The organism is Candidatus Spyradosoma sp. SGI.093, assembly GCF_050314555.1.
GTDB lineage: Bacteria > Verrucomicrobiota > Verrucomicrobiia > Opitutales > UBA953 > Spyradosoma.
Genome location: NZ_JBNPNH010000006.1, coordinates 60,527 through 86,297 on the forward strand (window position 1 = coordinate 60,527; position 25,771 = coordinate 86,297).

General features: G+C 64.7%; 20 protein-coding genes. 9 read left to right on the forward strand and 11 right to left on the reverse strand.

Annotated elements, in window-relative coordinates; translation table 11 throughout:
- From ACQREB_RS06830 to ACQREB_RS06845, 4 genes are read right to left on the reverse strand one after another with little or no spacing between them, the layout of a single operon-like run.
- Complete coding sequence (locus tag ACQREB_RS06830) at positions 1-648, reverse strand: PulJ/GspJ family protein (protein WP_427766900.1); 648 nt, start codon at positions 646-648, stop codon at positions 1-3.
- 6 nt (positions 649-654) lie between these two features.
- Positions 655-1,113: a PulJ/GspJ family protein gene (locus ACQREB_RS06835; protein WP_427766903.1), complete on the reverse strand. Its 459-nt coding sequence runs from the start codon at positions 1,111-1,113 to the stop codon at positions 655-657.
- Positions 1,110-1,634 carry a type II secretion system protein gene (locus ACQREB_RS06840; RefSeq protein WP_427766906.1) on the reverse strand — a complete coding sequence of 175 codons (525 nt, stop codon included), beginning with the start codon at positions 1,632-1,634 and terminating at the stop codon, positions 1,110-1,112. The genes ACQREB_RS06835 and ACQREB_RS06840 overlap by 4 nt, the downstream gene beginning before the upstream one ends.
- A gap of 15 nt (positions 1,635-1,649) precedes the next feature.
- Positions 1,650-2,063, reverse strand: coding sequence for a type II secretion system protein GspG (locus ACQREB_RS06845; RefSeq protein ID WP_427766908.1), 414 nt, complete (start codon positions 2,061-2,063; stop codon positions 1,650-1,652).
- 230 nt (positions 2,064-2,293) lie between these two features.
- On the opposite strand from ACQREB_RS06845, the gene ACQREB_RS06850 reads away from it, so the two are divergent.
- Entirely contained in the window at positions 2,294-3,595 is a 1,302-nt protein-coding gene (locus ACQREB_RS06850) for a thymidine phosphorylase (RefSeq protein WP_427766910.1), read from the forward strand.
- Positions 3,596-3,755: 160 nt separating this feature from the next.
- Here ACQREB_RS06850 and aspS read toward each other — a convergent pair whose 3' ends face one another.
- Entirely contained in the window at positions 3,756-5,546 is a 1,791-nt protein-coding gene (gene aspS, locus ACQREB_RS06855; RefSeq protein ID WP_427766913.1) for an aspartate--tRNA ligase, read from the reverse strand.
- A gap of 152 nt (positions 5,547-5,698) precedes the next feature.
- Here aspS and yajC point away from each other — a divergent pair, with 152 nt between their 5' ends.
- From yajC to ACQREB_RS06870, 3 genes are all read left to right on the forward strand, one after another.
- Positions 5,699-6,067 carry a preprotein translocase subunit YajC gene (yajC, locus tag ACQREB_RS06860; protein ID WP_427766916.1) on the forward strand — a complete coding sequence of 123 codons (369 nt, stop codon included), beginning with the start codon at positions 5,699-5,701 and terminating at the stop codon, positions 6,065-6,067.
- Positions 6,068-6,146: 79 nt separating this feature from the next.
- Positions 6,147-8,957, forward strand: coding sequence for a protein translocase subunit SecD (secD, locus tag ACQREB_RS06865; RefSeq protein ID WP_427766918.1), 2,811 nt, complete (start codon positions 6,147-6,149; stop codon positions 8,955-8,957).
- 109 nt (positions 8,958-9,066) lie between these two features.
- Positions 9,067-11,415, forward strand: coding sequence for a Tex family protein (locus ACQREB_RS06870; RefSeq protein ID WP_427766921.1), 2,349 nt, complete (start codon positions 9,067-9,069; stop codon positions 11,413-11,415).
- A gap of 77 nt (positions 11,416-11,492) precedes the next feature.
- On the opposite strand, the gene ACQREB_RS06875 is transcribed toward ACQREB_RS06870, so the two are convergent.
- Together ACQREB_RS06875 and ACQREB_RS06880 are read right to left on the reverse strand one after the other, a co-directional pair.
- Complete coding sequence (locus tag ACQREB_RS06875) at positions 11,493-11,660, reverse strand: hypothetical protein (RefSeq protein ID WP_427766923.1); 168 nt, start codon at positions 11,658-11,660, stop codon at positions 11,493-11,495.
- A 137-nt stretch (positions 11,661-11,797) separates the two neighbouring features.
- Positions 11,798-12,718 carry a nucleoside recognition domain-containing protein gene (locus ACQREB_RS06880; RefSeq protein WP_427766926.1) on the reverse strand — a complete coding sequence of 307 codons (921 nt, stop codon included), beginning with the start codon at positions 12,716-12,718 and terminating at the stop codon, positions 11,798-11,800.
- Positions 12,719-12,868: 150 nt separating this feature from the next.
- On the opposite strand from ACQREB_RS06880, the gene ACQREB_RS06885 reads away from it, so the two are divergent.
- The 3 genes from ACQREB_RS06885 (at position 12,869) to ACQREB_RS06895 (ending at position 15,458) form a co-directional block, all read left to right on the forward strand.
- Positions 12,869-14,401 carry a sulfatase gene (locus ACQREB_RS06885; protein WP_427766928.1) on the forward strand — a complete coding sequence of 511 codons (1,533 nt, stop codon included), beginning with the start codon at positions 12,869-12,871 and terminating at the stop codon, positions 14,399-14,401.
- A 218-nt stretch (positions 14,402-14,619) separates the two neighbouring features.
- Complete coding sequence (locus ACQREB_RS06890; RefSeq protein ID WP_427767021.1) at positions 14,620-15,345, forward strand: polyprenyl synthetase family protein; 726 nt, start codon at positions 14,620-14,622, stop codon at positions 15,343-15,345.
- Entirely contained in the window at positions 15,300-15,458 is a 159-nt protein-coding gene (locus ACQREB_RS06895) for a hypothetical protein (RefSeq protein ID WP_427766930.1), read from the forward strand. The genes ACQREB_RS06890 and ACQREB_RS06895 overlap by 46 nt, the downstream gene beginning before the upstream one ends.
- Positions 15,459-15,563: 105 nt before the next feature.
- On the opposite strand, the gene ACQREB_RS06900 is transcribed toward ACQREB_RS06895, so the two are convergent.
- The 4 genes from ACQREB_RS06900 to ACQREB_RS06915 all read right to left on the reverse strand — a co-directional run bounded on the left by ACQREB_RS06900 (position 15,564) and on the right by ACQREB_RS06915 (position 19,744).
- Positions 15,564-15,737, reverse strand: coding sequence for a hypothetical protein (locus ACQREB_RS06900; protein WP_427766933.1), 174 nt, complete (start codon positions 15,735-15,737; stop codon positions 15,564-15,566).
- A gap of 239 nt (positions 15,738-15,976) precedes the next feature.
- A complete protein-coding gene (gene feoB, locus ACQREB_RS06905; RefSeq protein ID WP_427766935.1) occupies positions 15,977-18,295 on the reverse strand; it encodes a ferrous iron transport protein B in 2,319 nt (772 codons plus the stop codon).
- A gap of 153 nt (positions 18,296-18,448) precedes the next feature.
- On the reverse strand, positions 18,449-18,688 hold the full coding sequence (locus ACQREB_RS06910) for a FeoA family protein (protein WP_427766937.1): 240 nt from the start codon (positions 18,686-18,688) through the stop codon (positions 18,449-18,451).
- A 303-nt stretch (positions 18,689-18,991) separates the two neighbouring features.
- Entirely contained in the window at positions 18,992-19,744 is a 753-nt protein-coding gene (locus ACQREB_RS06915; protein ID WP_427766940.1) for a hypothetical protein, read from the reverse strand.
- 220 nt (positions 19,745-19,964) lie between these two features.
- Between ACQREB_RS06915 and ACQREB_RS06920 the strand changes: the two genes are divergently transcribed.
- On the forward strand, positions 19,965-20,837 hold the full coding sequence (locus ACQREB_RS06920) for a metallophosphoesterase (RefSeq protein WP_427766943.1): 873 nt from the start codon (positions 19,965-19,967) through the stop codon (positions 20,835-20,837).
- 231 nt (positions 20,838-21,068) lie between these two features.
- On the forward strand, positions 21,069-25,763 hold the full coding sequence (locus ACQREB_RS06925; RefSeq protein ID WP_427766945.1) for an alpha-2-macroglobulin family protein: 4,695 nt from the start codon (positions 21,069-21,071) through the stop codon (positions 25,761-25,763).
- Positions 25,764-25,771 lie beyond the last annotated feature (8 nt).

A 25,771-nucleotide genomic window follows, 5' to 3' on the forward strand; every position in this document is an offset into this window, starting at 1 on the left:
TCAGAAAAAAGTCCCTCCCGGCGTCTCGGTTCCGGAGAGCGCGAGCGTGTGTTCCCGCGCGACTTTGCCGTCGCGGAAACGCAGGCGCAGCCGGATCGCGCGGCTCTGGATCACGCTTTCGTCCACGGAATCGACGCTTTCCCAGGCGCCGGCTTCGGCGTCCCGGGCGTGCACGGAGACGCTTTCCAGAAACGGCGAAAGCAGCGTCCAGGTCGCGGCGTTTTCGTCTTCGTTCTTCTGCCGCGCGGTCTGCGAGATCAGCCACAGCCCCGAGGCGTCCCAGAAAAGCCAGGCTTCGAGCTTGGGCTGCGGGTTTTCGTCGAGCGCGAAGAGCGGGAACGTCTCGACGATCTCGAAGCGCGGGAACGTCTCGTCGAGCCCGGGCGGTCGTGTCCACGTGCAGCCGACGACGTTTTTCCCGTCGCTCGAGCGGGCGATCCGCAGCTTGCGCTGCGCGTCCGCGAGGACGCCGAGAAAGCGCTCGAGCCCGGAAAGATGGCGGTCGAGCGAGGCGACGTCGCCGGATTTTTCCCAGACGCGCACGACGTTCATCACGACGCCCGCCGCCGCCGTGAGCAGCACGCCCGCGAGGGCGACGGCGACGATGACCTCGAGCAGCGTGAAGGCTTTGCGGACGCGGGAACGCACGGCGGTTCAATAGGTGTCGAAGCGGTCGCTCGGGAACGCTTCGCGCAGGTTTTCGAGGAGGACTTCCTGGTTGTCGAACTGCGCCTTCCAGTCCGGACGGAAGACGAAGAACGGGAGCGTTTCGGGCTCGGGATCGCCGGGCCATTCGATTTCGGCGACGACGCGGAAAAGGCCCGCCTGCGGCGTCTCTTCGGCGAAGGCGCGCCAGCGCACGCTTTTGCCGTCGAGCGTGCGGAAGTCTCCGCCGGTTTCGAGCTTGTCGACGTCGTTCTCGGAATCGGCGAGCAGCGTCCGCAGGATTTCGAGGCGGTCGGCGTGCCGGTCGTCGAGGCGCGAAAGCGCGCTCTGCGCCGCGTAGACGTTGCCGACGGCGGCGAGCAGCACCGAGACCGTCGTCGCGAAGATCGCGACGGCGACGACGACTTCGAGCAGCGAAAACGCCCGGCGGGAACGCGCGCGGTTCACAGCGTCTTCCTTTCCGTCAGCGCGCCCGAAAACGGATCCGCCTGCAGGATTTTTTCCGTCTTCCGGTTTTTGAGGATTTCGACGAGCGTCGGCGTCGCGCAGCCCGAAGGATGGAATTCCGCGGCGTCGATTTCGCGCAGCCGCGCGGGAACGAAGAGCGTCGCGCCGTCGCGCGGGTCGGCGAGGAGCCGGAGCGCGGGCGCGTTTCCGTCCCGACGCAGCGGAAAGACGGCGTCGGCGTTCCCGTCCGCGTCTTCGACCGAGAGCGCGCTTCCGTCCGCGTCGAGCCGGACGAAGAACGCGCGCCGGAGCGTCCGCGCGCGATGGGACGCGAGCGCGAACGCCCGCCGCGCAGAGGCTTCGGCGGAAGGCTCCGCCAGCGCGGGAACGAGCGCGTCGAAGCGCACGGCGACGAACGCGGAGACGAGCCCGAGCAGCGCGATGACGACGAGCAGTTCCATCATCGTGAAGGCGCGCGCGCGGGAACGCGGCGCGGGGGCTTGCCGTCGGGCTGCGGGCATCGTCCTCGGGAAGGCTTACGGCTGCCAGTTGCCGATGTCGTCGTCGCTTTCGACGCCGTCCGGCCCGAGCGACCACAGGTCGTAGCCGTTCTTGCTCTTCTGCGCGGGAAAGCGGTATCGGAACGGGCGCTTCCACGGATCTTCGGGAAGCTTCTTCAGCTCGCCGGAATCGACGACGGACTGCAGGCCTTCCTCCGTCGTCGGATAGGAGCCGTGCTTGATCTGGTAGGCGAAGAGCGGCGTCTCCAGAGCCTGGATGTCCGTCTCGGCGATTTTTTTCTGATTGTCGGAAAAAATGCCCGTCAGGTTGCCGGAGACGGCGCCGACGATCAGCGCGATGAGCGCGATGACGATGATGACCTCCATCAGCGTGAAGCCGCGGCGGTGTTCCCGCGCGGAGGTCGGAGGGGTGAGGCGTTTGCTTTTCATATGGGACATAATCTGTTGCGTTCGCGGAAAGAGGGCAACGCCGAAACGCGGCGAAAGTTTCGGAAAAAACGCGCCCGCTTACAACGCCTTGCGGGAATTGTCGAGAATTTTTTTCTCGACTTTTGAAAAATTTTGCGCATCCTGTCGCTCATACGTAGAGCTTTGAAAATCCCTTATTCACAACAGGAAACAATATAATGGCAGACAAGAAAACTGACAGCAGAAAAGACATGCGATCGACTTATGCGTATCTCATCGAGAAGAAGCGCGACGGCGGCGAGTTTACGCGCGACGAGATCCGGACGATCGTGGACGCCATCATCGACGGCGAAATGCCCGAGTCCCAGCAGGCGGCGCTCCTCATGTCGATTTATTTCAAGAACATGTCCGCGAACGAAATGTCCGCGCTTTCCGAGGAGATGATGTTCTCCGGCGACACGGTCGAGCTGGACCGCATCACCGACCCGAAGATGTCGAAGGTCTCCACCGGCGGCGTCGGCGACAAAACGACGATCGCCCTCGCGGCGCTTTCCTCGGCGTGCGGCGTCGTCGTGCCCACGATGGTCTCCAAGGACGAGGACTTCATCATCACCTCGGTGGACAAGATGAAGGCGATTCCCGGCTTCAAGGCGGATCTCGCGCCCAAGGACTACGAGCGCGTCCTGCAGAAGGTCGGCTGCGCCGTCGTCGAGCAGAGCCCGAAGATCGCGCCGATCGACGACATGCTCTATGAGCTGCGCCAGCACACGGCGACGGTTTCGAGCCTTCCGCTCATCACGAGCAGCATCCTTTCCAAGAAGTTCGCCGAAGGCTGCGAAGGCCTCGTCGTGGACGTGAAGTGGGGCAACGGCTCCTACATGCGCGACCTCGAACAGGCGAAGCAGCTCGCCCGTACGGTCACGCGCGTCGCGCGCGGCATGTCCCGCCGTTGCGTCGCGCTGGTGACGGACGCGAATCAGCCGCTCGGCAATTCCGTCGGCACGGGGCTCGAGATTCTCGAAGTCGTCGAGCTGCTCAAGGGCGAAGGTCCGGAAGATCTGAAGGAGCTGCTGCTCAAGCTCGGCATGGAGATGGTGCGCCTTGCGGGCGTCGCCGGTTCGACTCTTTCGGCGAAGCAGTCCGTCGAGCGCGCGCTCAAGGACGGTTCCGCGCTCAAGAAATTCCGCGACATGGTCGTCGCCCAGGGCGGCAAGACCGACTGGATCGACGATCCCGCGAAGTTCCCGAAGGCGAAATACGTCAAGAAGCTTCCGGCGGCGAAACGCGGCTACGTGCACATGATCAACGCGGGAATGATCGCCCGCGGCGTTCAGGAGCTCGCGCGCCGCAAGGACGGCTCCTACGATCCCGCGGTCGGGCTCGTCAACCTGAAGAAGGTCGGCACGCAGGTGAAGCAGGGCGAAGCGCTTGTCGAAATCCTTTACAACGACGAGTCGAATCTCGACAAGGCGATGGAATACTTCCGCAGCGCCTACCGTCTCGCGCCGAAGCGCCCGAACGACATCAGTCTGATCATCGAACGCGTCGCCTGACGCGCCTTCGCGCTTCTCCTCCGAATCGGCGTTCCCGCCCCCGCGGGAACGCCTTTTTTCGCGCCCGGCGCGCGCGGAGCGAAGTTCTTGCGCGCAAAAAAAAAACGCGTTCCCGGCGGGCGGGAACGCGTTTCGCGGAAAAGAGCGGGAACGGCGCGCGTTACTTTTCCTCGTCGCGGAGCTCGATGTGAACGTCCTTGAGCTGGCGCGGCGTGACGGCGGACGGGCATTGCGCCATGAGGTCCTGGCCGCGCTGCGTCTTCGGGAACGCGAGCAGGTCGCGGATGGAGCTGCGGCCCGCGAGCATCGTGACGAGGCGGTCGAAGCCGAGCGCGATCCCGCCGTGCGGCGGCGCGCCGTAGCTGAACGCCTTGAGCATGTAGCCGAAGCGGGTTTCGACGACGTCCTTCGGAATCGCGAGCACGTCCTCGAAGACCTTTTTCTGCATTTCCGGATTGTGGATGCGGATCGAGCCGCCGCCGAGCTCGACGCCGTTGAGCACGATGTCGTAGTGCTGGCCGCGCACGGCGTGCGGGTTCGTGTCGAGCAGCGGCACGTCCTCCTTCACGGGCGCGGTGAACGGGTGGTGCGCGGAAACGAAGCGGTTCTGTTCCTCGTCCCAGAGCATGAGCGGGAACTCGATGACCCAGAGGAAGTTGAACTGTTTGGGCGAAATCGTGAGCTTGCCGCGGGCCTGCAGCAGCTTGGCGCATTCGAGGCGGATGCGGCCGAGAATCGCCGAGGCCTGTTCCCACGGCGCCGCCGCGAAGAAGACGATGTCGCCGTCCTCAATGTTCAGCTTTTCCTTGAGCGCCGCCTTTTCCGCGTCGGAGAAGAATTTGAGGATCGGCGACTTCCATTCGCCGTTCGCCGCCTTGATGAAAGCGAGCCCCTTGGCGCCGAGCGTCTTCGCGATCGTTTCGAGATTCGTGAGCTCGCCCTGCGTGATGTCTTCGAGCCCCTTCGCGTTGATCGCGCGGACGACGCTGCCCTGCGTGTTCGCGACGGAGTTGAACACCTTGAACGCGGAGTTCTTGAAGAGGTCGGTGAAGTCCGTGATTTCGATGCCGAAGCGCGTGTCGGGCTTGTCCACGCCGAAGCGGTCCATCGCTTCCTTGTAGGGCATGCGCGGGAACGGCGTCGGGATGTCCACGTCGAGCACTTCCTTCCACACGCGCTTGAGCATGCCTTCGATGAGCGCGTAGATGTCTTCGCGTTCGATGAAGGACATTTCGATGTCCACCTGCGTGAATTCGGGCTGGCGGTCGGCGCGCAGGTCCTCGTCGCGGTAGCAGCGCGCCATCTGGTAATAGCGTTCGATGCCCGCGACCATCAGCATCTGCTTGTACTGCTGCGGCGACTGCGTGAGCGCGTAGAACTGCCCCGGATTGAGGCGCGACGGCACGAGGAACTCGCGCGCGCCCTCGGGCGTGCTCTTGAAGAGCGTCGGCGTCTCGACTTCGACGAACGCCTGCTCGTCGAGGAAGTTGCGGATCGCGTGACCCGCCTTCGCGCGCATGCGGAGCAGGTTCAGATTGCGCGGACGGCGCAGGTCGAGATAGCGGAACTCGCCGCGCAGGTCTTCGTTCACCTTGTCCGCCTTGTCGTCTTCCATCGGGAAGGGCAGCGGCGCGCAGACGTTTTCGATGACGATCTTTTCGGCGACGACTTCGACTGTGCCCGTGAGCAGCTTCTCGTTGATCGTGTCGGCGTCGCGCGGCGTCACCGTTCCCGTGACCTGAATGACGGACTCGTCCTTGAGCCCCTTCGCGATTTCGTGGACTTCCGCGTTGTCCGGATGGCAGACGATCTGCGTGATGCCTTCGCGGTCGCGCAGGTCGACGAAGCGGACGCCGCCGAGGTCGCGGACGGTGTCGACCCAGCCGATCAGGGTGACTTTCTTCCCCGCGTCGGCGATGGTTAAACAGTTGCAGGTGTGAGTGCGCAGCATTGTTCTGTATCGATTAAAAATTCAAAAGTCTTGATTCTTAAACTTCGCCGAAATCTCGTCGAGAAAAAACGGAAAAACTTCGCGGGCAAAAAGAATTTGCGTTCGCGGCGGCGAAAGGGCATGATGCCACTTCAATTCAAATTTTTACATTTATGGAAAACATCATCACGAATCTTTCGATTTTTGCACAGGCGGCGGCGGAAACGGCCGCTCCCGCGGTCAACGCCGCGACGGACGCCGCGGGCGCGCAGCCCCAGGGCCCCATCGGCGGCGGCATGACGACGATTCTCGTCTACGTGCTGCTTTTCGCCGGACTCTGGTTCCTGCTCTTCCTGCCGCAGCGCAAGCAGCGCAAGGCGATGCAGAAGCTGCAGAGCGAGCTCAAGGTCGGCGACACGGTCGTGACCGCCGGCGGCATCTACGGGAAAATCGTTTCCCTCGACGAGTCGAAGGCGACGCTCGAAGTGGTCCAGGGCCGCATCACGTTCGTCCGCGGCCAGATCGTCGGCAAGGCCGAATAAGCCTCTTTTCGGCGGACTGCGGAGCGTTTCCGCAGTCCGTTTCTCTTTTTTCGTCAGTCCCGTTTTTTCTTCCGCAAAAATGTCCGCCAAAATCTTCTGGAAACTTTTCGTCTCCGCGCTCGTTCTCGCGTTCGCGGTCGCGAGCATGCTGCCGTTTTCGAGCGTGCCGTTCCGCGAATACGTCGACCGCGTCGTCACGCACGACCGCGAAGCGTTCGACGGCGTGCTCGCCGAGATGGACCGCCGCGTCGCTTCCTATCGCGACGAGAGCGTTCCCGCCGACAAGAAGTCGCCGACCGCGTATTCCGCGCTCCGCGACATCGCCGCGGGCAAAGGAAATTCCGGCAAGGAGATCGATCTGAACAAGGCGTTCTTCCCGGAGATCAAGATGGTGCGCGAGCCCAATCTCGAAAAGAAGAACAACATGCTGCTGCAGGAGCTGCTGCGGCGTTCGCAGGGCAAGGTCAAGCTCGGCCTCGACCTGCAGGGCGGCGTGTCGTTCACGCTGCGCGTCAATCCCGAGGCGGCGGAGGCGGAGGCCAAGGCGCTCGCGCGCGCGAAGACCGACGAAGAGCGCGCCAAGCTGAAGGCGGAAGCCGAGGCGCGCGCCGAAGAAAAGCTCGGCCAGCTCGACCGCGCGATCGAGGTCATCGGCGACCGCGTGAACGCCTTCGGCGTCAGCGAGCCCGTGATCCGGCCCGTCGGGAACGACGCGATCGAGATTCAGCTTCCGGGCGAGGACACGGCGAACAATCCCGATTCCATCAACGCGCTGAAGAAGCCCGCCAAGCTCGAGTTCCGCCTCGTGCACCGCTACGAGCTCCCGCCCGCGGACGCGAAGGAAGGCGAGCTCGTCTCCCTGCGCACGAATCCGACTTCCGCGGGATCGGCGGTCGCGACCTACGAAGTGCTTTTCGACGAACATCAGGACCGCGAGACGGGAGCGGTCTCGCGCACGCCCGTCTACGTCAAGAAGGCGCCGGAGGCGACGGGCTCCATCGTCAGCCGCGCCACGCCCGTCACGGACGGGCTTTCCCGCTACGTCAGCATCAGCTTCACGTCCGCGGGCGGGAAGATCTTCGGCGACGTCACGCAGCGCATCGCGGACGAGGACAACGCGAACGCCGCGAAGGATCTGCCTTACTCCGCGAAGAACGGGCGCTTCGCCATCGTACTCGACGGCAAGCTGATGTCCGCGCCGACCATCAACGCCTCCGCCGGCGGCAAAAAGACCGGCATCTACGGCGGCGGCGCGCAGATCACCGGCAATTTCGACAAAAAGGAGGCGGAAGAGCTCGCCAACGCGCTGAACAATCCGCTCGAGTTCCCGCTCGAACTGCAGGACATGACGAACGTCGGCGCGACGCTCGCCAAGGACGCGCAGACGCAGTCCGTGAACGCCGCCATCATCGGCTGCGCGTGCACGATTCTTTTCGCGCTCGTGTTCTACCGCATCGGCGGGCTGATCGCCGTGCTGGGCATCGCGCTCAACGTCGCGACGCTCTTCGGCGTGCAGTGCGCGTTCGGCGCCACGGTCACGCTGCCGGGCATCGCCGCGTTCGTCCTCACCGTCGGCATGGCGGTGGACTCCAACGTGCTCGTCTATGAACGCATCCGCGAAGAAATCGCGCGCGGGAAGTCCATGCGCACCGCCGTCCAGCTCGGCTACAACCGCGCGTTTCTCACGATTTTGGACTCGCAGCTGACGACGTTCCTCGTCGCGGTCGTGCTGATTCTGCTCGGCACGGGTTCCGTCAAGGGCTTCGGCGTGACGCTCGCGATCGGCATCATCACGACGATCTTCTCGACCTGCGTCTTCTGCCGCGGGCTGCAGGAGCTCCTCGTCGAGCACGGCTGGCTCAAGGACATCTTCGGCGTCAAGTTCACGAAGACGCCTTCGTTCCGCTTCATGAACAAGTGGAAGCTTTCCGTCGCCGCCGTCTGCGCGTTCGTCGCGATCGGCGCGGGAACGCTCGCGATCCGCGGGAACGACTGCCTCGGCAAGGACTTTAAGGGCGGCGAATCCGTCACGCTCCGCATCGTCCAGGACGAAAAGATTCAGGAAAAGATCGGCGTGGGCGAGCTGCTCGCGGCTGCGAAAAAGACCGGAATCGACGACGTCTCCGCCGTCTATCAGCAGCAGGTCGGCGCCTCCGAAAAGACGCTCGCCGTCGAGTGCGCGCTCACCGAAGACAAGTCCCAGGGCGAATTTTCCAACATCGACAAGATCGTCGAATCGATCCGCGCGACGTATCCGGAACTCTTTCCGGCGGACGCGAAGACGCTCGACGACGTCGTCATCGGCAAGCAGGCGGTCGGCGCGACCGTCAGCGCTCAGCTCATCCGCGGCACGATCATTTCGCTGCTCGTCGCTCTCTTCGGCATCGCCGTTTACGTCGGGCTGCGCTTCGAAACGGGATTCGGCGTCGCCGCGCTGCTGACGACGCTGCACGACATCGTCATCGTCACGTTCGTCTATCTCGCCTGCGGCGGCCAGCTTTCCGCGTCGATGATCGCCGCGCTGCTCATGGTCGCCGGCTATTCGATCAACGACACGATCGTCGTCTTCGACCGCATCCGCGAGGAGCTCGAGCTCAACCCGAACATGAAGCTCGGCGACGTGATCGACCTTTCGATCAACCGCACGCTGACGCGCACGATGCTCACGTCCGTCACGACGTTCCTCACCGCCTGCGCGCTCGCGTATTTCGGCGCGGGCGACGTCGCCGAATACGGCAAGGTCTTCATCTGGGGCGTCATCATCGGCACGTTCTCGTCGATCTTCCTCGCCGCGCCGATCTTCTGGTGGTGGCACAAGGGCGACCGCGAAAAGGTCAAGGAGGAAGAGGACACCTACCACTACGAGTGGGAGGCGAAGTCCGCCGAGTGACGCCGTCTTCCCGCGTTCCCGCCGCACACGCGCGCGGGAACGCCGCGGGCGCGCGCCGTCCTTTCCCGTCCGACATCATCGCTTCTCGGCTTCTCCGCTCCTTCATTTTATGGAAATCACTGCTTCCCTTTCCGAATACGTGCTGCGCATCGCGCAGGAAACGGGGTTGGGCGTCGCGCGCGTGAGCGCCGTCGCGAGGCTCCTCGCCGAAGGCGCGACCGTGCCCTTCATCGCGCGCTACCGCAAGGAGGCGACCGGCGAAATGGACGAAGTTCAGATCACCGCCGTGCGCGACCGCCTCGAACGCCTGCGCGAGCTCGACGCCCGCCGCGCCGCGATCCTCAAGTCTCTCGAGGAGAACAAGCACCTCACGCCCGAGCTCAAGGCCGCCGTCGAAAAGGCTTCGACTTCGACTGAACTCGAAGACCTCTACGCGCCCTACCGCCCGAAGCGCCGCACGCGCGCCACGATCGCGCGGGAACGCGGACTCGGGCCGCTCGCCGACTTCATCTTCGAAAATCAGAACGCGGACGCCGCCGCCGAAGCCGCGAAATTCGTCGCGCCCGACAAGGAGGTGCCCGACGTCGCCGCCGCGCTCGCGGGAGCGCGCGACATTCTCGCCGAGCGCATTTCCGACGACAAGACGGCGCGCGCGGCCTGCCGCGAAATCTACGAAAAATCCGCCGAGCTTTCTTCCGAGGTCATCAAAGGCAAGGAAGAGGAGGGCGCGAAGTTCAAGGACTACTTCGAATGGAGCGAGCCGCTCGCGTCCGCGCCGTCGCACCGCGTGCTCGCGATTCGCCGCGGCGAAAAGGAAGGCTTTCTCTTCTTCCGCATCACGGTGAACGAGGACGAGGCGTTTTCCCGGCTCGACAAGATCTTCGTCGGCGGGAACGGCGCCTGCGGGAACGAAGTCCGCACGGCGTCGCACGATTCGTGGAAGCGCCTGCTCGGGCCCTCGCTCGAGACGGAGGCGCGCCTCAAGTCCAAGGAGCGCGCGGACGAGGAGGCGATACGCGTCTTCGCCTCGAACGTTTCCGAACTGCTCATGGCGCCCGCGCTCGGGCAGAAGAGCGTACTCGCGCTCGATCCCGGTTTCCGCACGGGCTGCAAGCTCGTCGTGCTCGACGCGCAGGGCAAGCTGCTGCACCACGAAGTGATTTTTCCGACCGCGGGATCGCAGGCGCAGTACGCCGATGCGGAAAACCGCATCCGCATTCTCTGCCATCAGTTCAAGGTTCAGGCGATCGCAATCGGCAACGGCACGGCGTCGCGCGAGACGGAGACGTTCGTGCGCGGCTGCGGGCTGCCCGCGTCGATTCCCGTCGTCGTCGTGAACGAGAGCGGCGCGTCGATTTATTCCGCGAGCGAAGTCGCGCGCGAGGAATTTCCGAACGAGGACGTCACCGTGCGCGGCGCGGTCTCCATCGGCCGCCGCCTGATGGACCCGCTCGCCGAGCTCGTGAAGATCGATCCGAAGAGCATCGGCGTCGGGCAGTATCAGCACGACGTGAATCAGATCGCGCTGAAGCGCTCGCTGGACGACGTCGTCGTTTCCTGCGTGAACCGGGTCGGCGTCGAGGTGAACACCGCGTCGAAGCAGCTGCTCAGCTACGTTTCCGGACTGAACGCGAGCATCGCCGCGAACATCGTCGCCTACCGCGACGAACACGGCGCCTTCCGTTCCCGCCGAGAGCTGAAGAACGTGCCGCGCCTCGGCGAAAAGGCGTTCGAGCAGTGCGCGGGCTTCCTGCGCATCCGAGGCGGCGAGCATCCGCTCGACGCTTCCGCCGTGCACCCGGAACGCTACGCGCTCGTCGAAAAAATGGCGGCGGATCTCGGCTGCGACGTTCCCGCGCTGCTCGCCGACGGACGCCTGCGCGCCCGCATCGATCTGAAGAAATACGTGTCGGACGACGTCGGGCTGCCCACGCTGCAGGATATTCTGAAGGAGCTCGAAAAGCCCGGACGCGACCCGCGCGAAAAATTCGAAGTCTTCGCGTTCAAGGAAGGCGTGCACGAGATTTCCGACCTCAAGGAAGGCATGCGCCTGCCGGGCATCGTGACGAACGTCACGGCGTTCGGCGCGTTCGTGGACGTCGGCGTCCACCAGGACGGGCTCGTGCACGTGTCGCAGCTCGCGGACGATTTCGTGAAGGACCCGGCGGACGTCGTGAAGGTCGGGCAGAAGGTTTCCGTGACCGTGATGGAGGTGGACGTTCCGCGTCGCCGCATCGGGCTTTCGATGAAGACGAATCCGGAAAAGGGCGCCCGCAGCGCGCGCGAAAACTTCTCCGACCGCGACGCCCGCCGCGGGAACGCTCCGCGCCGCGGCGGCTTCGGCGGCGGGAACGGCTTCGGCGGACGCCGCGACGACCGCGGGAACGCTTCGCCGCGCCGTTTCTCCACGGGCGGCTCTTCCTCCGGCTTCGGCTCCCTCGGCGACTTCTTCAAATAAGCAGAAGGACGCCGAGCTTCCGCGTTCCCGCGGGAACGTGTTTTTTCAACTGATTTTTCTTTGAGCGAAAGGGAAAATCACTTTTTGCGGAGGCGGGGCGGGAGGGCGGACCTGCGGGAACAGCCGCAGGAACAGCCCGGCGAGGCGTGCGGGTCGCGCATCGAACGGATTTTCTTTCTCAGGCGGAACCCGAGGTAGATGACGGCTCCGAGAACGAAGACCGCGGCGAAGATGACGTCGAGCATGGGAAGATGCAATTAATAGTTGATGGTGAATAATGAATAATGAATAACGCAGTGCGGAAAATATTTTTTGAAATTCTTTCGGCGAAGCCGAACGCAATCCGTTATTCATTATTCACTGTCAGTTATCCGTTGCGTTCTCAGAGCAGGCTGCCGATCTGGTAGCAGAGGACGGCGCCGAGCCAGGCGAGGAACGTCATCTGCGCCCAGGCGACGATCGCCCATCTCCACGAGGATTCGCGGGCGATGACGACGATTTCCGCGAGGCACTGTCCGCACAGGGCGAAGAACACCATGATGCCGACGATGACCGGAATCGTGAACACGGGCGAGCCGTCCGCGTGCGTCGTCTTCTCCATCGCGTCGTAGAGGCCTTCGTTCTCCTCGTCCACGTCGCCGCCGAGGCTGTAGGTGATGCCCAGCGTCGAGACGATGAGTTCGCGCGCCGGGAATGAGCCGAGCACGCCGACGGTGATGCGCCAATCGAATCCCGCAGGAGCGAAGACGGGCTGGCAGAACTTGCCGAAGCGCCCGAGGTAGGAATTTTCGAGGTAGGCCTCGGAAACGGCGTTGTCGAGCCCCGCCGCGAGATTGTCCTTCGCGAGCGCCGCGGAAACGAACTCCGGCGCGACTTCGAGCGCGGCCGCGCGGTCTTTGACGAAGAGGCTCTTCAGCCCTTCGACGTGCGCTTCGAGCTCTTCGGCGAGCGCGGCGACGGCGCTCTCTTCGAGCGAGACTTCGACGTCGGCGAGCGCGGCTTCGATTTCGCGCGCGGGAACGCCGAGCGCGGCGGCGACGCGGCGGACGAATTCCGCGTCCGCCGCGCTGTCTTCCCGCGCGGCGTGATCGTAATGCAGGACGAGCAAGCGTTCCCGCAGGCGCGGAAATTTCGCCCAAAGCAGCAACAGGGCGCAGAGCGAATCCGCGCCGCCGGAACAGGCGCACGCGACGGGCGCGTTCCCGCCGCGCTCCGCCGCTTCGAGAAGCGCGTCCGCGGCATTCCCGAAAGCGACGCGCGCCGCCAGATTTTCCGCCGCCGACTGCCAGTCCGTTGCCCGCATTTTTTTTTGCGGAAATTATGGGCGGAGAACGCGCGCGTTGAAATTTCAAAATTCGCGATGAAAATTTTCCGCTTCCCGTTGCGTGTTCGCCGCGATTCGGAAAGAAAGAACGGGTTTGAAGCGGGGCGGGCGGCTTCTTATGGTGTGCGCATGAAAATTCCAGTTGCACTTCTCCCCTTCTTCAGCGCGGCGGCGCTCTGCGCCGCGGGAACGCCGGAAAAACCGAACATCGTTCTTTTTCTCGTGGACGACATGGGCTGGCAGGACACCAGCGTGCCGTTTTACGGGAACGAAAAAAGCGAGCTGAACAAGCGCTACAAGACGCCGAACATGGAGCGGCTCGCGGCGAAGGGCGTGAAATTCGTCCGCGCCTACGCGTGCCCGGTTTCGTCGCCGACGCGCGTGAGCCTGATCACGGGAGCGAACGCCGCGCAGCACAAGGTGACGAACTGGACGTCCAACGTGCGCAGCGACGTTTCCACGGACGCGCGGCACCGCACGCTCGATTTCGAGCAATGGAACATCAACGGCATGTCGCCGAGCGGTTCGAAGGAAAAAATCAAAAACGTGTTCCCGGCGACGCCGCTGCCGGAGCTTCTGCGCAAGGGCGGCTATCACACGATTCACGTCGGGAAAGCGCATTTCGGCACGCCGAAGACGCTGGCGTCCGATCCGCGCAATCTCGGCTTCGACGTGAACATCGCAGGTTCGGCGATCGGCGGTCCGGAAACCTATCTCGTGAACAAAAAGCAGGCGCTCGCCGACGGCGGCTACAACTACGGAGTCGGCGGGAACAGGGTTTTGGGGCTTTCCGCCTACAACAAGGACGGCTGCTGTCTGACGGAGGCGCTGACGCGCGCGGCGCTCGCCGAAATCGACGCCGCCGTCGCTTCGGACAAGCCTTTCTTCCTCTACATGTCGCAATACGCCGTTCACGCGCCGTATTCGGCGGACCGCGCTTTCGACGACCGTTTCGAAACGGATTATCCCGCGCTGAAAGGGCAGGCGAAAACCTACGCGACGATGATCGCGGGCATGGACAAGTCTCTGGGCGACATTCTCGACCGACTGGAACGCGACCCCGAGCTGGAAAAGAACACCGTCGTCATTTTCATGTCGGACAACGGCGGCCATCATTCCAACGGGAACGCGCCGGGACGCGGCGGGAAAGGATCCTGCTTCGAGGGCGGCATCCACGAGCCGATGATCGCCTACTGGCCCGGCGTCACGCGCGCGGGAACGGTCTGCGACGCTCCCGTCGTCATCGAGGACTTTTTCCCGACGATTCTCGAAATCGCGGGAGCGGACGCGGGAAAAACCGCCCAGCGCATCGACGGCGAAAGTTTCGTTCCCGCGCTCCGCGGGGAAAAGGCGGACGCGAATCGGCCGCTCTTCTTCCACTACCCGAATTTCTGGGGCGAGAACAACGGGCGCATCGGCGCGCCGCAGTCGGCGATTCTCATGGGCAAATGGAAGCTCGTGCATTTTTACGACGACGGCAAAACGATGCTTTTCGATCTGAGCGAGGACATCGGCGAAACGCGCGATTTGTCGGAGGAAAAGCCGGGCGAGGCGAGGAAGCTCGCGCGGACGCTGACGAAGTTCCTGAAAAAGAACGACGCGACGCGCCCGATCGTGAAGGCGACGGGAAAACCTTGCCCGTGGCCGGACGGCTCGAAGTGAGAGCGCGCGTTCGCGCTTTCGCATGAAGGGATCGCCCCGGCCGATCAGCCGGCCTCAGAGATATTTTTCGGATTGCCCGTATTCATTCTTTCCGGGCCGGCTGTCCAGCAAAGTGCAGACGAACACGAAAATTCCGAAGCCTACCGAAACAAGCACTCCTAGAACGATCAAGATTTGAGCGGCGTCGCCAGCCTCGCGCGCCGTCGCCGCGGGAAAGCCTGCGCTACACGTTCGCGCATCGCGGGAAAAGACTGCGCCCGGCGCTCGTGTTTTTTTCCGGCTGGAAAGGCGAAGACGTCGTCGAGCCGGACGCGGTGCGCGCCGCCGCGACGGTCGAGCTGATTCACCTCGCGACGCTCGTCCACGACGACATTCTCGACGACGCTGCGCTGCGCCACGCCTCGCCGACGCTTTTCGCCAAATACGGCGCGCACACCGCCGTGCTGCTCGGCGACGCGATTTTCGCGCACGCGCTCAAGCTGATGTCGGACTTCGACGACGTGGAGCTCTGCCGCGCGCTCGCCGTCGCGACGCGCAAAATCTGCACCGGGGAAATCTGGCTGACGACGGAGCGCGGGAACGCGGCGCTTTCGCTCGAAGACTATTTCGAAATCATCCAAATGAAGACCGGCGAGCTCTTCGAGGTCAGCGCGCTGCTCGGCGCCTCGCTCGCCGGGCGCGGCGCGGACGCGGGAGCGGCGTTCGCGCGCTTCGGCCGGCACCTCGGGCGCGCGTATCAGATTTTTGACGACATCGTCGACTATCTCGGCACGGAGTCCGCGATCGGGAAAACGCTCGGCACGGATCTCTCCAGCGGGAAATTCACGCTGCCGGAGATTCTTTTCTTCCGCGGTCTCGACGCGCGGGAACGCTCGCGCTCGGCGACGTTTCCGAGCGGATGCGCGCGGCAGGCGTCTTCGGCGAAAGCCGGGAATATTTTCTGAAGGAAACGCGGCTTGCCGCGGACGCGCTCGCGCCTTACGCGGGAACGCCGGGCACGGAGCATTTGCTCGCGCTGGCGGATTTCGTCGCCGCGCAGGTCCGGAAAATTTCCTGACCCGCGAAAATCGTTTCCCGAAGAGAAAAAAGGCGCGTCCCCGCGGGAAAGAATCCCGCGGGAACGTGTTTTTTCAACTGATTTTTCTTTGAGCGAAAGGGGAAATCACTTTTTGCGGAGGCGGGGCGGGAGGGCGGACCTGCGGGAACAGCCGCAGCCGCAGGAACAGCCCGGCGAGGCGTGCGGGTCGCGCATCGAACGGATTTTCTTTCTCAGGCGGAACCCGAGGTAGATGACGGCTCCGAGCACGAAGACCGCGGCGAAGATGACGTCGAACATGGGAAGATTCTGCAATTAATAGTTGATGGAGAATAACGAATGACGCAGTGCGTTCGGCTTCTCCGAAAAAGAAACTGGTAGCTGGCAACAGGTGACTGGAGCATTGCTTTTTTGAAAACTTCTCCGAGAAATCTCCAGTTTCAAGTTACCGGCTCCCAGCTCCCTTTTGAGCGCCTCAACTTCGAATCATTCGCCTCCAGGCTTCTTTAAGCTTTAACCTTTAAGCTCTGATCTTTCCCTCAGAGCAGGCTGCCGATCTGGTAGCAGAGGACGGCGCCGAGCCAGGCGAGGAACGTCATCTGCGCCCAGGCGACGATCGCCCATCTCCACGAGGATTCGCGGGCGATGACGACGATTTCCGCGAGGCACTGTCCGCACAGGGCGAAGAACACCATGATGCCGACGATGACCGGAATCGTGAACACGGGCGAGCCGTCCGCGTGCGTCGTCTTCTCCATCGCGTCGTAGAGGCCTTCGTTCTCCTCGTCCACGTCGCCGCCGAGGCTGTAGGTGATGCCCAGCGTCGAGACGATGAGTTCGCGCGCCGGGAACGAGCCGAGCACGCCGACGGTGATGCGCCAATCGAATCCCGCGGGAGCGAAGACGGGCTGGCAGAACTTGCCGAAGCGCCCGAGGTAGGAATTTTCGAGGTAGGCCTCGGAAATTCTGTTTTCGGCGGCGGCGACGATTTCCTCCTGCGCTTCGTCGGGCGTTTCCGCGGCTTCGGCGTCGGCGAGTTTTTTCTCGAAAACCTCCGCGGGAACGCCGAGTTCGGCGGACTGTTCGGCGACGTATGCCGCGCGCGCGGCGTCGGCGGTTTCTTCGCTGCGCGGGAAATACGAGAGCGCCCAGACGACGACGGACATCGCGAAGATGATCGTTCCCGCGCGCCGCGTGTATTCGAGCCCGCTCTGCCACACGCGCAGGCCGACGTCGCGCAGGCGCGGCAGCTGGTAGCGCGGCATTTCGAGCACGAAGGGCGCGGCCTTCGACTTCAGCACGAAGCGCGTGTAGATCCACGCCACGGGAACGGCGACGAGGATGCCGACGAAATACATCGCGACGAACACGGTCGAGGCGGTCGTCGGGTCGGTGATGCGGCCGAGCAGGGCGCACATCAGCACGTACACGGGCATGCGCGCGCCGCAGCTCATGAAGGGCACGGCGAGAATCGTCGCGAGGCGCGCCTTCGGGTCCTCGATCGTGCGCGCGCTCATGATGCCGGGAATGCCGCACGCGTAGCCGGAAAGCATCGGCACGAAGCTCTTGCCGTTGAGCCCGCACCAGCCGAACAGCTTGTCCATCAGGAACGCCGCGCGCGCCATGTAGCCCGTCGATTCGAGCAGGCCGAGGAAGAAGAAAAGAATCAGAATCTGCGGCAGGAAGACGAGCACGCCGCCGACGCCGCCGATGACGCCGTCCACCACGAGCGACCGCGCGATCGGCATGGATTCCATGTGCGAGCCGACCCATTCGCCGAGCGCGCCGAACCAGCCGTCGATCCAGTCCATCGGGAACGCCGCGAGCGTGTAGATGCACCAGAAAACGCCGTACATCGCGGCGAGGAAGATCGCCACGCCGAAGACGCGGTGCAGCAGCAGCTTGTCCGCGATCGACGTGAACGTCGTGCGGTCCTTTTCGCGGCGCGTCGCTCCCGCGAGCGTCTCGCGGATGAACTCGTAGCGCTGGAGCGCCTCGGTCGAGTGCGGATTTTCACCCGCGGCGCGGATGCATTCGCGCGCCTCCTTGAGCGCGGCGCCGATTTTCTCGATGTCCTCGCCCGCGAAACGGTCGGCGATCGGCGAGGCGACGTCGAAGATGACGCGCTGCAGCTCGGCGTCGGAAATCTTCCGGCTGTTCTCCTCGGAAAGCGCGCCGCGCAGCACGGCGAGCGCCTTGCGCGTTCCCGCGTTCCAGGAGACGGTCTTCATGCGGTCGCCGTTCTTGAGCACGTCGGCGATCGCCTGGCGGACGGCGTCGATGCCTTCGCCGCGCCGCGCGGAAACGGCGATCACGGGAATGCCGAGGCGTTCCCGCAGCAGGTCGGTGTTGACGACGAGCCCGTCCTTGCGCGCGACGTCGATCTGGTTGAGCACGAGCACCATCGGGATGCCCAGCTCGGCGACCTGCGTCGCGAGAAAGAGATTGCGGCGCAGATTGTTCACGTCGGCGACGCAGACGATGGCGTCCGGCTTCGGCGTTCCCGAGGATTCGAGACGACCGGAAAGCACGTCGATCACGACGCGCTCGTCGAGCGAGGCCGCCGCGAGCGAATAGATGCCGGGCAGGTCGGTGAGCTCGATTTTTTCGCCGTGAAAAAGCTTCAGCGGGCCGGAATACTTCGTGACCGTCACGCCGGGATAGTTGCCGACGTGCTGGCGCAGGCCCGTGAGCGAGTTGAAGAGCGTGGTTTTTCCCGTGTTCGCGTTGCCGACGAGGGCGACGTTCGGCAGGCCGGAAGATTCGCGGCGCGCCGCGGGAACGTCGGCGGCAGCGTCGTCGTCGCGGCAGCAGCGGCGGCGACAGCATTCGCCGTGAGATTCGTTGTTGTTGTCCATTATCGTGAAATTTCGTGAAAATTTTTGCGGGCCGCGGTCGCGGTGCGCGGGTTGTCTGTCAAGGAGAGACAGGTTATAAGTGACTGGTGACAGGAGCAGTGCGGGTTTCGCCAAGGCGAAACTTTTTTGAAAAATCCTCGCGGAATTCTCTTGTCACTTGCTTTCGCTTTCGAGTTCCACCATGACGCGCGCGGCGTCCGCGCGGCGGATCATCACTTTCTGCGAGGAAAACGCGATCGCGATGGGATCGCCCAGAGGCGCCACGTGCACGACGCGCACCTGCGCGCCCGGCGTGAGCCCGAAGGCCAGCAGACGCTGGTTGACCGAGTCGTCCACGTCCATCGTCTGGACGCGCGCGCGCTGGCCGATTTTGATTTCAGATAACGGAATCATTTTCTGAAGAAAATTTGTGAGCATGATATTTTAGCTTTCGCGTCGAGGGCTTTTCAAATGATTTTCATTTTCAAGAATCTTCCCCCGGGAGTCCGCGGGAACGCGAAAACGGAAACGAAAGATATGGCAAAACATCGTTTCGCGTTCCCGCGGAAAGGGGAAGAGATGAATGTTGAGCGTTGAGAGTTGAATCGCTCGCGGCGCTCGCTGTTGATTCTCGCTCCGCTCGAGAGAGTTTTCCTCGGCTCCGCCGAATCAACAGGCGCGAAGCCGCCGATTCAACTCTCAACTCCTCAACTTTTTTCAGAACGCATACCCGATCTGCGCGGAGACGATCACCTCGTCCGCGGTCGAGAACAGGCGCGGCGCGACGCAGGCCGTGAACCACCAGCTGTCCGCTTCGTAGCACACGTTCGGACCCGCGTAGAACTGGTCGTCCGCGTAGCCGTCCGCGTCGTAGGCGATGGACCAGACGCCTTCGAGACCGACGCGCCAGCCTTCGGCGAGCTGATACGAGGCGCCCGCCGCGAGCGTGTATTCCGTGGAGTCGAAGGTCGAGTCCGAGCTGCCGGTCTCCGCCTTGTCGCCTTTCACCGACGTGAGCGCGACGCCCGGCGTGAACGCCAGAATCAGGTCGCCGTCGAGCAGGTTTTTCTGGAAGTTCAGACCGAGCTCGAACGTCAGGTCGCGCGCGCTGTCCTGATTCGTCGCCGCCCACGCCCAGGAGAAACCTCCGACGAAGGCGAGCCCGAACGGATTTTCCGCGTTCTCGGGGTCGAGGATCTGATTCTTCAGCCCCACGGAAATTCCCGTGAAGTTGAGGTCGTTGACGTGGCTCTCGTCGAGCTTGCGCGCTCGGCCGCGGCCCACGTAGTCGTGCCCGAAGTCGAGCGAGAACGCGATTTCGAGAGTTTCGGTCGCTCCGTACGCCAGCTCGAGCGAGGGCGCGGAGGATACTGCTTTCCCGTGATCCGTGGCGATGGTGCTCTCCCAGTTCAGGTGAGCCTCCAGATCGCCCTTCGAGGCGGGACAGGCGTCGTCGGTGATGACAAACACACCGGCAAGCGTGTTAGCTGCGGCGCTCAACGCCGCTGCCGACACCAGGGCCGGCTTTGATAACTTGCTTATTTTCATGGTTGGTTTGAAGAAAAACGATGATTTAAGAAAATGAGATTCATTCTTATATGTCAACAAAAATTTTAAGATTCGTTCTCAAAAATTTTTCCCGGTTCCGGCGGAGTTGCCTTTCCGCGCGCGAAGGCGTTTACTGAAGGGCATGATTTTCGGAAACGCGAAAGGGCGCTTCGTCGCCTTCTGCGCCGCCTGCGCGCTGGCCTGCGCGGCGGTCGCGTGCTGGGGCGTCTTCGTCGAGCCGAACCGCCTGACGGAGACGCGGCTGCGCGTTCCCGTCGCGTCCTGGGCGGGGACGGACAAGCGCGCGCTGCTCGCCGTCGCGGGCGATTTTCACTTCGCGCCGGGCGACGAAGCCCGCGCGGAACGGATCGCGGCGGCGCTCGCGGCGGCGGATCCCGATGCCGTGCTGCTGCTCGGCGACTTCGCGAAGGGGCATTCCCGCGCGGCCTCCATGGAACCGCGCGAAATCGCGGCGCGGTTTCGAGAGCTCGCCGCGCGCGTTCCCGTCTTCGCCGTGCTCGGCAATCACGACGCCTACGTCGGATCGCGCGCGGTCGCCGAGGCGCTGCGCGAGGCGGGCGTCCGCGTTTTCGACGGCAAGGGCGCGTGCGTCGCGACGCTGCGGAACGGCGTGCGCGTCGCGTTCGGCGGCACGCTCGATCCTCACGGCTATTTTTCGGAGTTCGACGCGGACTGGGTGCCGCGCAGACCCGCCGAAGCGGGCGCGGAAACGCCTTTCGTGCTGCTTTCGCATTCGCCGGACGTGGCTCCGTTCCTGAACGAGACGGTCGATCTCGCCGTCTGCGGGCACACGCACGGCGGGCAGATCTGTTTTCCGGGCGGCGTTCCCGTCACGACGTCGTGCCGCGGCGTTGGGCGCGCCTTTCCCGCGGGGCTTTTCCGCGTTCCCGCGACGGGAAGCGCTCTTTTCGTCACGCGCGGCCTGGGCACGAGCATCGTTCCCGCGCGTCTTTTCTGCCCGCCGGAAATCGCCTTCCTCGAACTTGTTCCGTAAACGAATTTCCCCTTGAATGAAGCGGGAAGACGCCGCCTTTCCCGAAAAATTCTTGAAAAAAAAGAGGCGGCGGATTTATAACGCGCGCCGTCTCGTCGCACGGGAACGACGGCGGGAACGGATTGGGAAAACCCGCAGGCTCTACGACTGACCGTCGCGCATGTTCGGTTCGCCGCATCGGCGCGGCGCGTCCGAAACGTTTCCGTTCCCGAAAAACGCATCCTTTCCGTCATGAAATTCCTGAAACGCATTCCTTTCGCTCTCGTCGCGGCGCTGGCGCCTTTCGGCGTCGCCGCCGAACCCGCTCCCGCGACGGTGCCCGCGCCCGAACCCGCGCCCGCCGCCGTGCCGCCGCTGTCCGTCACGGACTTTTCGTTCGACGCGCCTTCGCGCTGCGCCGACCTGCGCTTTTCCGACGCCGTCGATTCCGAGGCGCTCCGCCGCGCGCTCAAGATCGTTCCCGCGGTCGATTTCAAGCTCGTGCCGCGCGGCGACGCCCTCGTCGGCGTCTTCGCCGACTACGCGCCCGGGACAAGCTACGAGATCTCCGTCTCGGGCGAGCTCGCGGGAAAACTCGCCGCGCCGAGCGGAAAAAGCCGGACGTTCTCCTTTTCCATGCCGGATCTGCCCGAGATTTTCGGCTTTGTTTCAAGCGGTCGCTTCGTCGCGCCGTCCGCGCCGGATTTCGCGCTGCCGCTGCAGCTGCGCAACGTCGCCCGCGTCAGCATCGAGACGCGCGAAGTCTATCCCGACCGCATCGCGGACTTCGTCGAGCGTCCCGCGTCGTGGGAGTGCTCGCGCCCGATCTTCAACGAAAGCGTCCGTCCGAAAATCGCCCGCAACCGCGCGGAAGTCTTTTCTCTGGAGCTCGAAAAAATCGGCGTCGCGCGCAGGCCGGGGCTGTATCTCGTCGAGGCGGGCGATCCCGATTCCTACTGGCGGCGGGAACGGCGCATCGTCGTCGTCACCGATCTCGTGATTCAGGCGGCGCGAAACGGCGACGAGGTCGCCGTCGTCGTGAAGAACATCTCCGGAAACACTCCCGTCGCGGGCGCGAAGGTCTCCGTCTTTTCGCGCAAAAAGCGCTGGGTCGCGGACACGAAGACGGACGCCGACGGCTTCGTGAAGCTGACGCTGCCGGAGCTCGCCGACCGCGAGGATTCGCCCTGGCTGATTCTCGCCGAGCTCGACGGCGACCGCACGTTCCTCTCGCTGCGCTCGCTGTGGGCGCGGCGCGGCGGGCGCGGCTTCGAGCGCCCGGGGGCGAAGGCGTACGTCTTCCCCGAGCGCGGCGTCTGCCGCCCCGGCGAGACGATGCGCATTTACGCGAGCCTGCGCGACGGCTCCGACAGGCGCGCGAGCGCCGGCGTTCCCGCGGAATTCGAAGTGCGGGCTCCGGACGGAACCCGTCTCGGCGGCGCTCTCGCCGTCGGCGACGAGTTCGGATTTTACCGCACGGAAATCGAAATCCCCGCGTTCGCGGCGACGGGCGGCTACCGCGTGTCGATGGGCATTCCCGGGCAGACGGAGCAGACGTTCGGGAGCGCGCGCTTCGGCGTCGCCGACTACGTGCCCGACACCTTCTCGCTCTCGCTCGCCTCGACGCGCGAGGACGGGCGCACGCGCGTGAGCGGGAACGCCGCGTATTACTTCGGCGCGCCACTCGCCGACGGCGACGTTTCCCTCGAACGCGAAACGTTCTTCACGGATTTCTCGCCGAGCGCGTCGGAGTTCGCCGAGTTCGAATTCGGCGCGCCGATGCCCGACGAGCCCAAGCGCGACGACGCGCCCGTGAAGACGCGCACGGACGCCGCGGGCGCGTTTTCCGCCGTGTTCGACGATCCGAAATTTCCCGCCGCCGCGACGCAGCCCCTCGTTTCCCGAGTGACGGTTTCCGCGTCGAGCGCCGCGGGTTCGCGCGTCGTCTCCGCGAAAACGTCGGTAAAAATTCATTACGCGAATTTTTATTTCGGCACGCGTGAGGCGGCCGTCGAGCCCGCGCGCCGCGTCTTCGAGGTGTGCGCGCTTTCGCCGGACGAAAAGCGCGTCGCGCCGACGGGCGCGAAATTCCGCGCCGCGCTGACGCGCCGCGAGTGGGGCTACGTCGTGCGCGAAAACGCGGAGGGCGTCGCCTCCTGCGAATGGCAGCGTCTCGACACGCCCGCGGGCGAAATCGCGTTCGACGATTCGGCGCGCGAAATCGCCGTGCCCGTGCCGAGCGCGGGCAGCTATCTTCTGGAAATCTTCGACGAGGCGGGAACGCGCCTGCACGCGCGCGAATTTTATCATTGGTTCGGCGAAACGGGTTCGCGTTCGGGAGACTTTTCGGACCTCGCGTTCACGTTCGACGCGGAGCGCTACGCGCCGGGGACGACGGCGAAGATTTCCTTCGAGTCGCCGTTCGCCGGCTCCGCCGTGCTCCTCTTCGGCTCCGAAAAAATCGAAGGCACGCGCACGTTTCCGGTCGTTCCCGGGAAAAACGTCTTCGAGCTCGCGGTGCCTGAAGGCACGTCGCTCGGCAGCCGCTTCTTCTCGGTGACGGTCTGCGGAAAAGTGCCCGTCCCCGGCTTCGAAAAGGGCGAGGAAATGCGTCGGCTTTTCGGCGTCGGATTGCTTCCGGTGGACCAGCGCGCACGGCGCATGCATGTTTCGCTGCGCGTTCCCGCCGTCGCGCGTCCGGGCGAAAAGGCGCCTGTGCGCGTCGAACTCGCGGACGCGGACGGGAAGCCGATCGCCGGCCGCGTGCAGCTTTGGGCGGTGGACCGCGGCGTGCTCTCGCTGAGCGCGTTCCGCACGCCCGATGCGTTTTCGTATTTCTTCGGCACATACGATTGTCCGTATGAATTCGGCGACGGCTACGGCTCGTTCTATCCGGTGCTCGCCAGGCGTGAGTCGCTGATCGGCGGCGGCGCGGCGTTGCGGAAATTCCTCGGCGAGGACGAAGAGGCGAAGCTCAGCGCCGTCGCGGTCGCGGAACCGATCGACGTTCCCGCCGAAGGCTTCGCCGAAACGACGCTCGACCTGCCGGATTTCGACGGCGGCATGCGCCTGATGGCGTTCGCGCTGGACGCGGAACGCACGGGCTCCGCCGAGGCGAATTTCGTCGTGCGCCGTCCCGTTTCCGTGAAGCTGACGACGCCGCGCGCGCTCGCTCCCGGAGACGAGTTCGACGCCGTCGCGGAAATCTTCAATTCCGACCTTCCCGACGGCGCGCTTTCGTGGCGTCTGCTCGTGAACGGCGCCGAAAAGGCGTCGGGAAGCTTCGGCGCGGTGAAGCGCGGCGAAAAGCGCGTCGCGCGCGAACGCCTGAAGGCGGACGCCGCGTGCGGCGCGGGCTCGATCGCGTTCGAGGTGCTCGACGCGGACGGGCGCGTCGTCTCCTCCGAGAAGCTCGGGCTGCGCGTGCGCGCGCCGATTCCGGCGGTCGATCGCGTCGCCGTGACCAAGCTTGAGCCCGGCGCGGAAGCCGCGTTCGCGAACGCGTCCGCCTTCGGCGAGGTCTCCGTCGGCACGCCCGCGCTCGCGGTCGCCGGCGCGCTGGAATGGCTCGGCGCGTATCCGTACGGCTGCCTCGAACAGACGGCGGCGGCGGCGTTTCCGCTGCTCGCGACGCAGGCGCTCGTCCGCGCCGGCGTGGTTTCCGACGGTTTCGCGGAAACTTCGGCGGCGAAGGTCCGCGCCGCGCTTTCCCGCATCGCGACGATGCGCTGCCGCGGCGGCGCCTACGCGATGTGGCCCGGCTCGTCGGAACCCTGGGACGCGGGAACGCTCTTCGCGTGCCACTTCGAGCTGGAGGCGGACGCGGCGGGATTCGCGCTCTCCGCGCAGCGCCGCGCGGAGCTGAGCTCGCTGCTTTTCGGGCGCGCGACGGACACGCGTTCTCCGCTGGCGGAGCGCGCCTACGCGCTTTATCTCGCCGCGTCCGCCGGAAACGGCAGGGCGGCGGAAGCCGCGAAGGCGCTCGCGCGCGAAGCGGAGACGGCGGGCGACGCGTTCTCGCGCCTGCTCGCGGGAGCGGCGTCGGTAAAATCCGGATACGCCGCCGAGGGCGCGAAGGAGATCGCCGCCGCCGCCGCGGACGTCGCCGCGATCACGCGCGCGCCGGGCTCGGGCGCGACGTGCATCGACTCGCCCGTGCGCCGCGCCGGCATCGCGCTGCGGCTGCTCTGCGAAATCGCGCCGGGCGACGCCGCGTGTCCGAAACTGGCGCGCTTCCTCGTCGAAAACATGCGCGCGAGCGGCTATTGGGGCACGACGCAGGCGAACGCGTGGGCGGCGTTCGGGCTCGCCGCGTTTCTCGCCGCGGACGGCGGCGCGGGCACGGAGAGCGCGCGCGTCTTCGTCGCGGGCGAGGAAAAGCCTTTCGCCGCTTCGATGAAGATCGCCGGCGGCAGTCCCGTCGTCGTGAGGAACACGGGAACGCGCCCGCTCTACGTCTTCGAGCGCACGCGCGAAACGCCGGAGCGCGCCGAGAACGTCGCCGCCGGGTTCACCGTCTCCCGCGAATATCTCGACGCGCGGGGCGAGCCCGTGACGTCGTGCGCGGCGGGAGATCTGCTCACGGTGCGCGTCCGCGTGCGCGCGGACGTCGCGTGCGAGAGCGCCGTGATTTGCGACCTGCTTCCGGGCGGGCTCGAAATCGAGGACGAGACGCTCGCGACGCGCGCCGCCGTGAACGCGCGCGGCGCCGAAGAAAAGGCCTCGGGCTTCCATGAGCGCGCGCGTGAACGCCGCTACGACCGCTTCCTCGCGTTCGGCGCGTTTTCGCCGACGCGCGGCGAAGACCGGGAGACGACGCTGCTCTACCGCGTGCGCGCGACGACGCGCGGCGTCTTCGCCGTGCCTCCGGTGCAGGTCGAATCGATGTACGACGCCGACTGCCGCGGCACGGGCGCGCCCGCCGTTCCCGTGTTCGAAGTGAAGTGAGCGCGCGT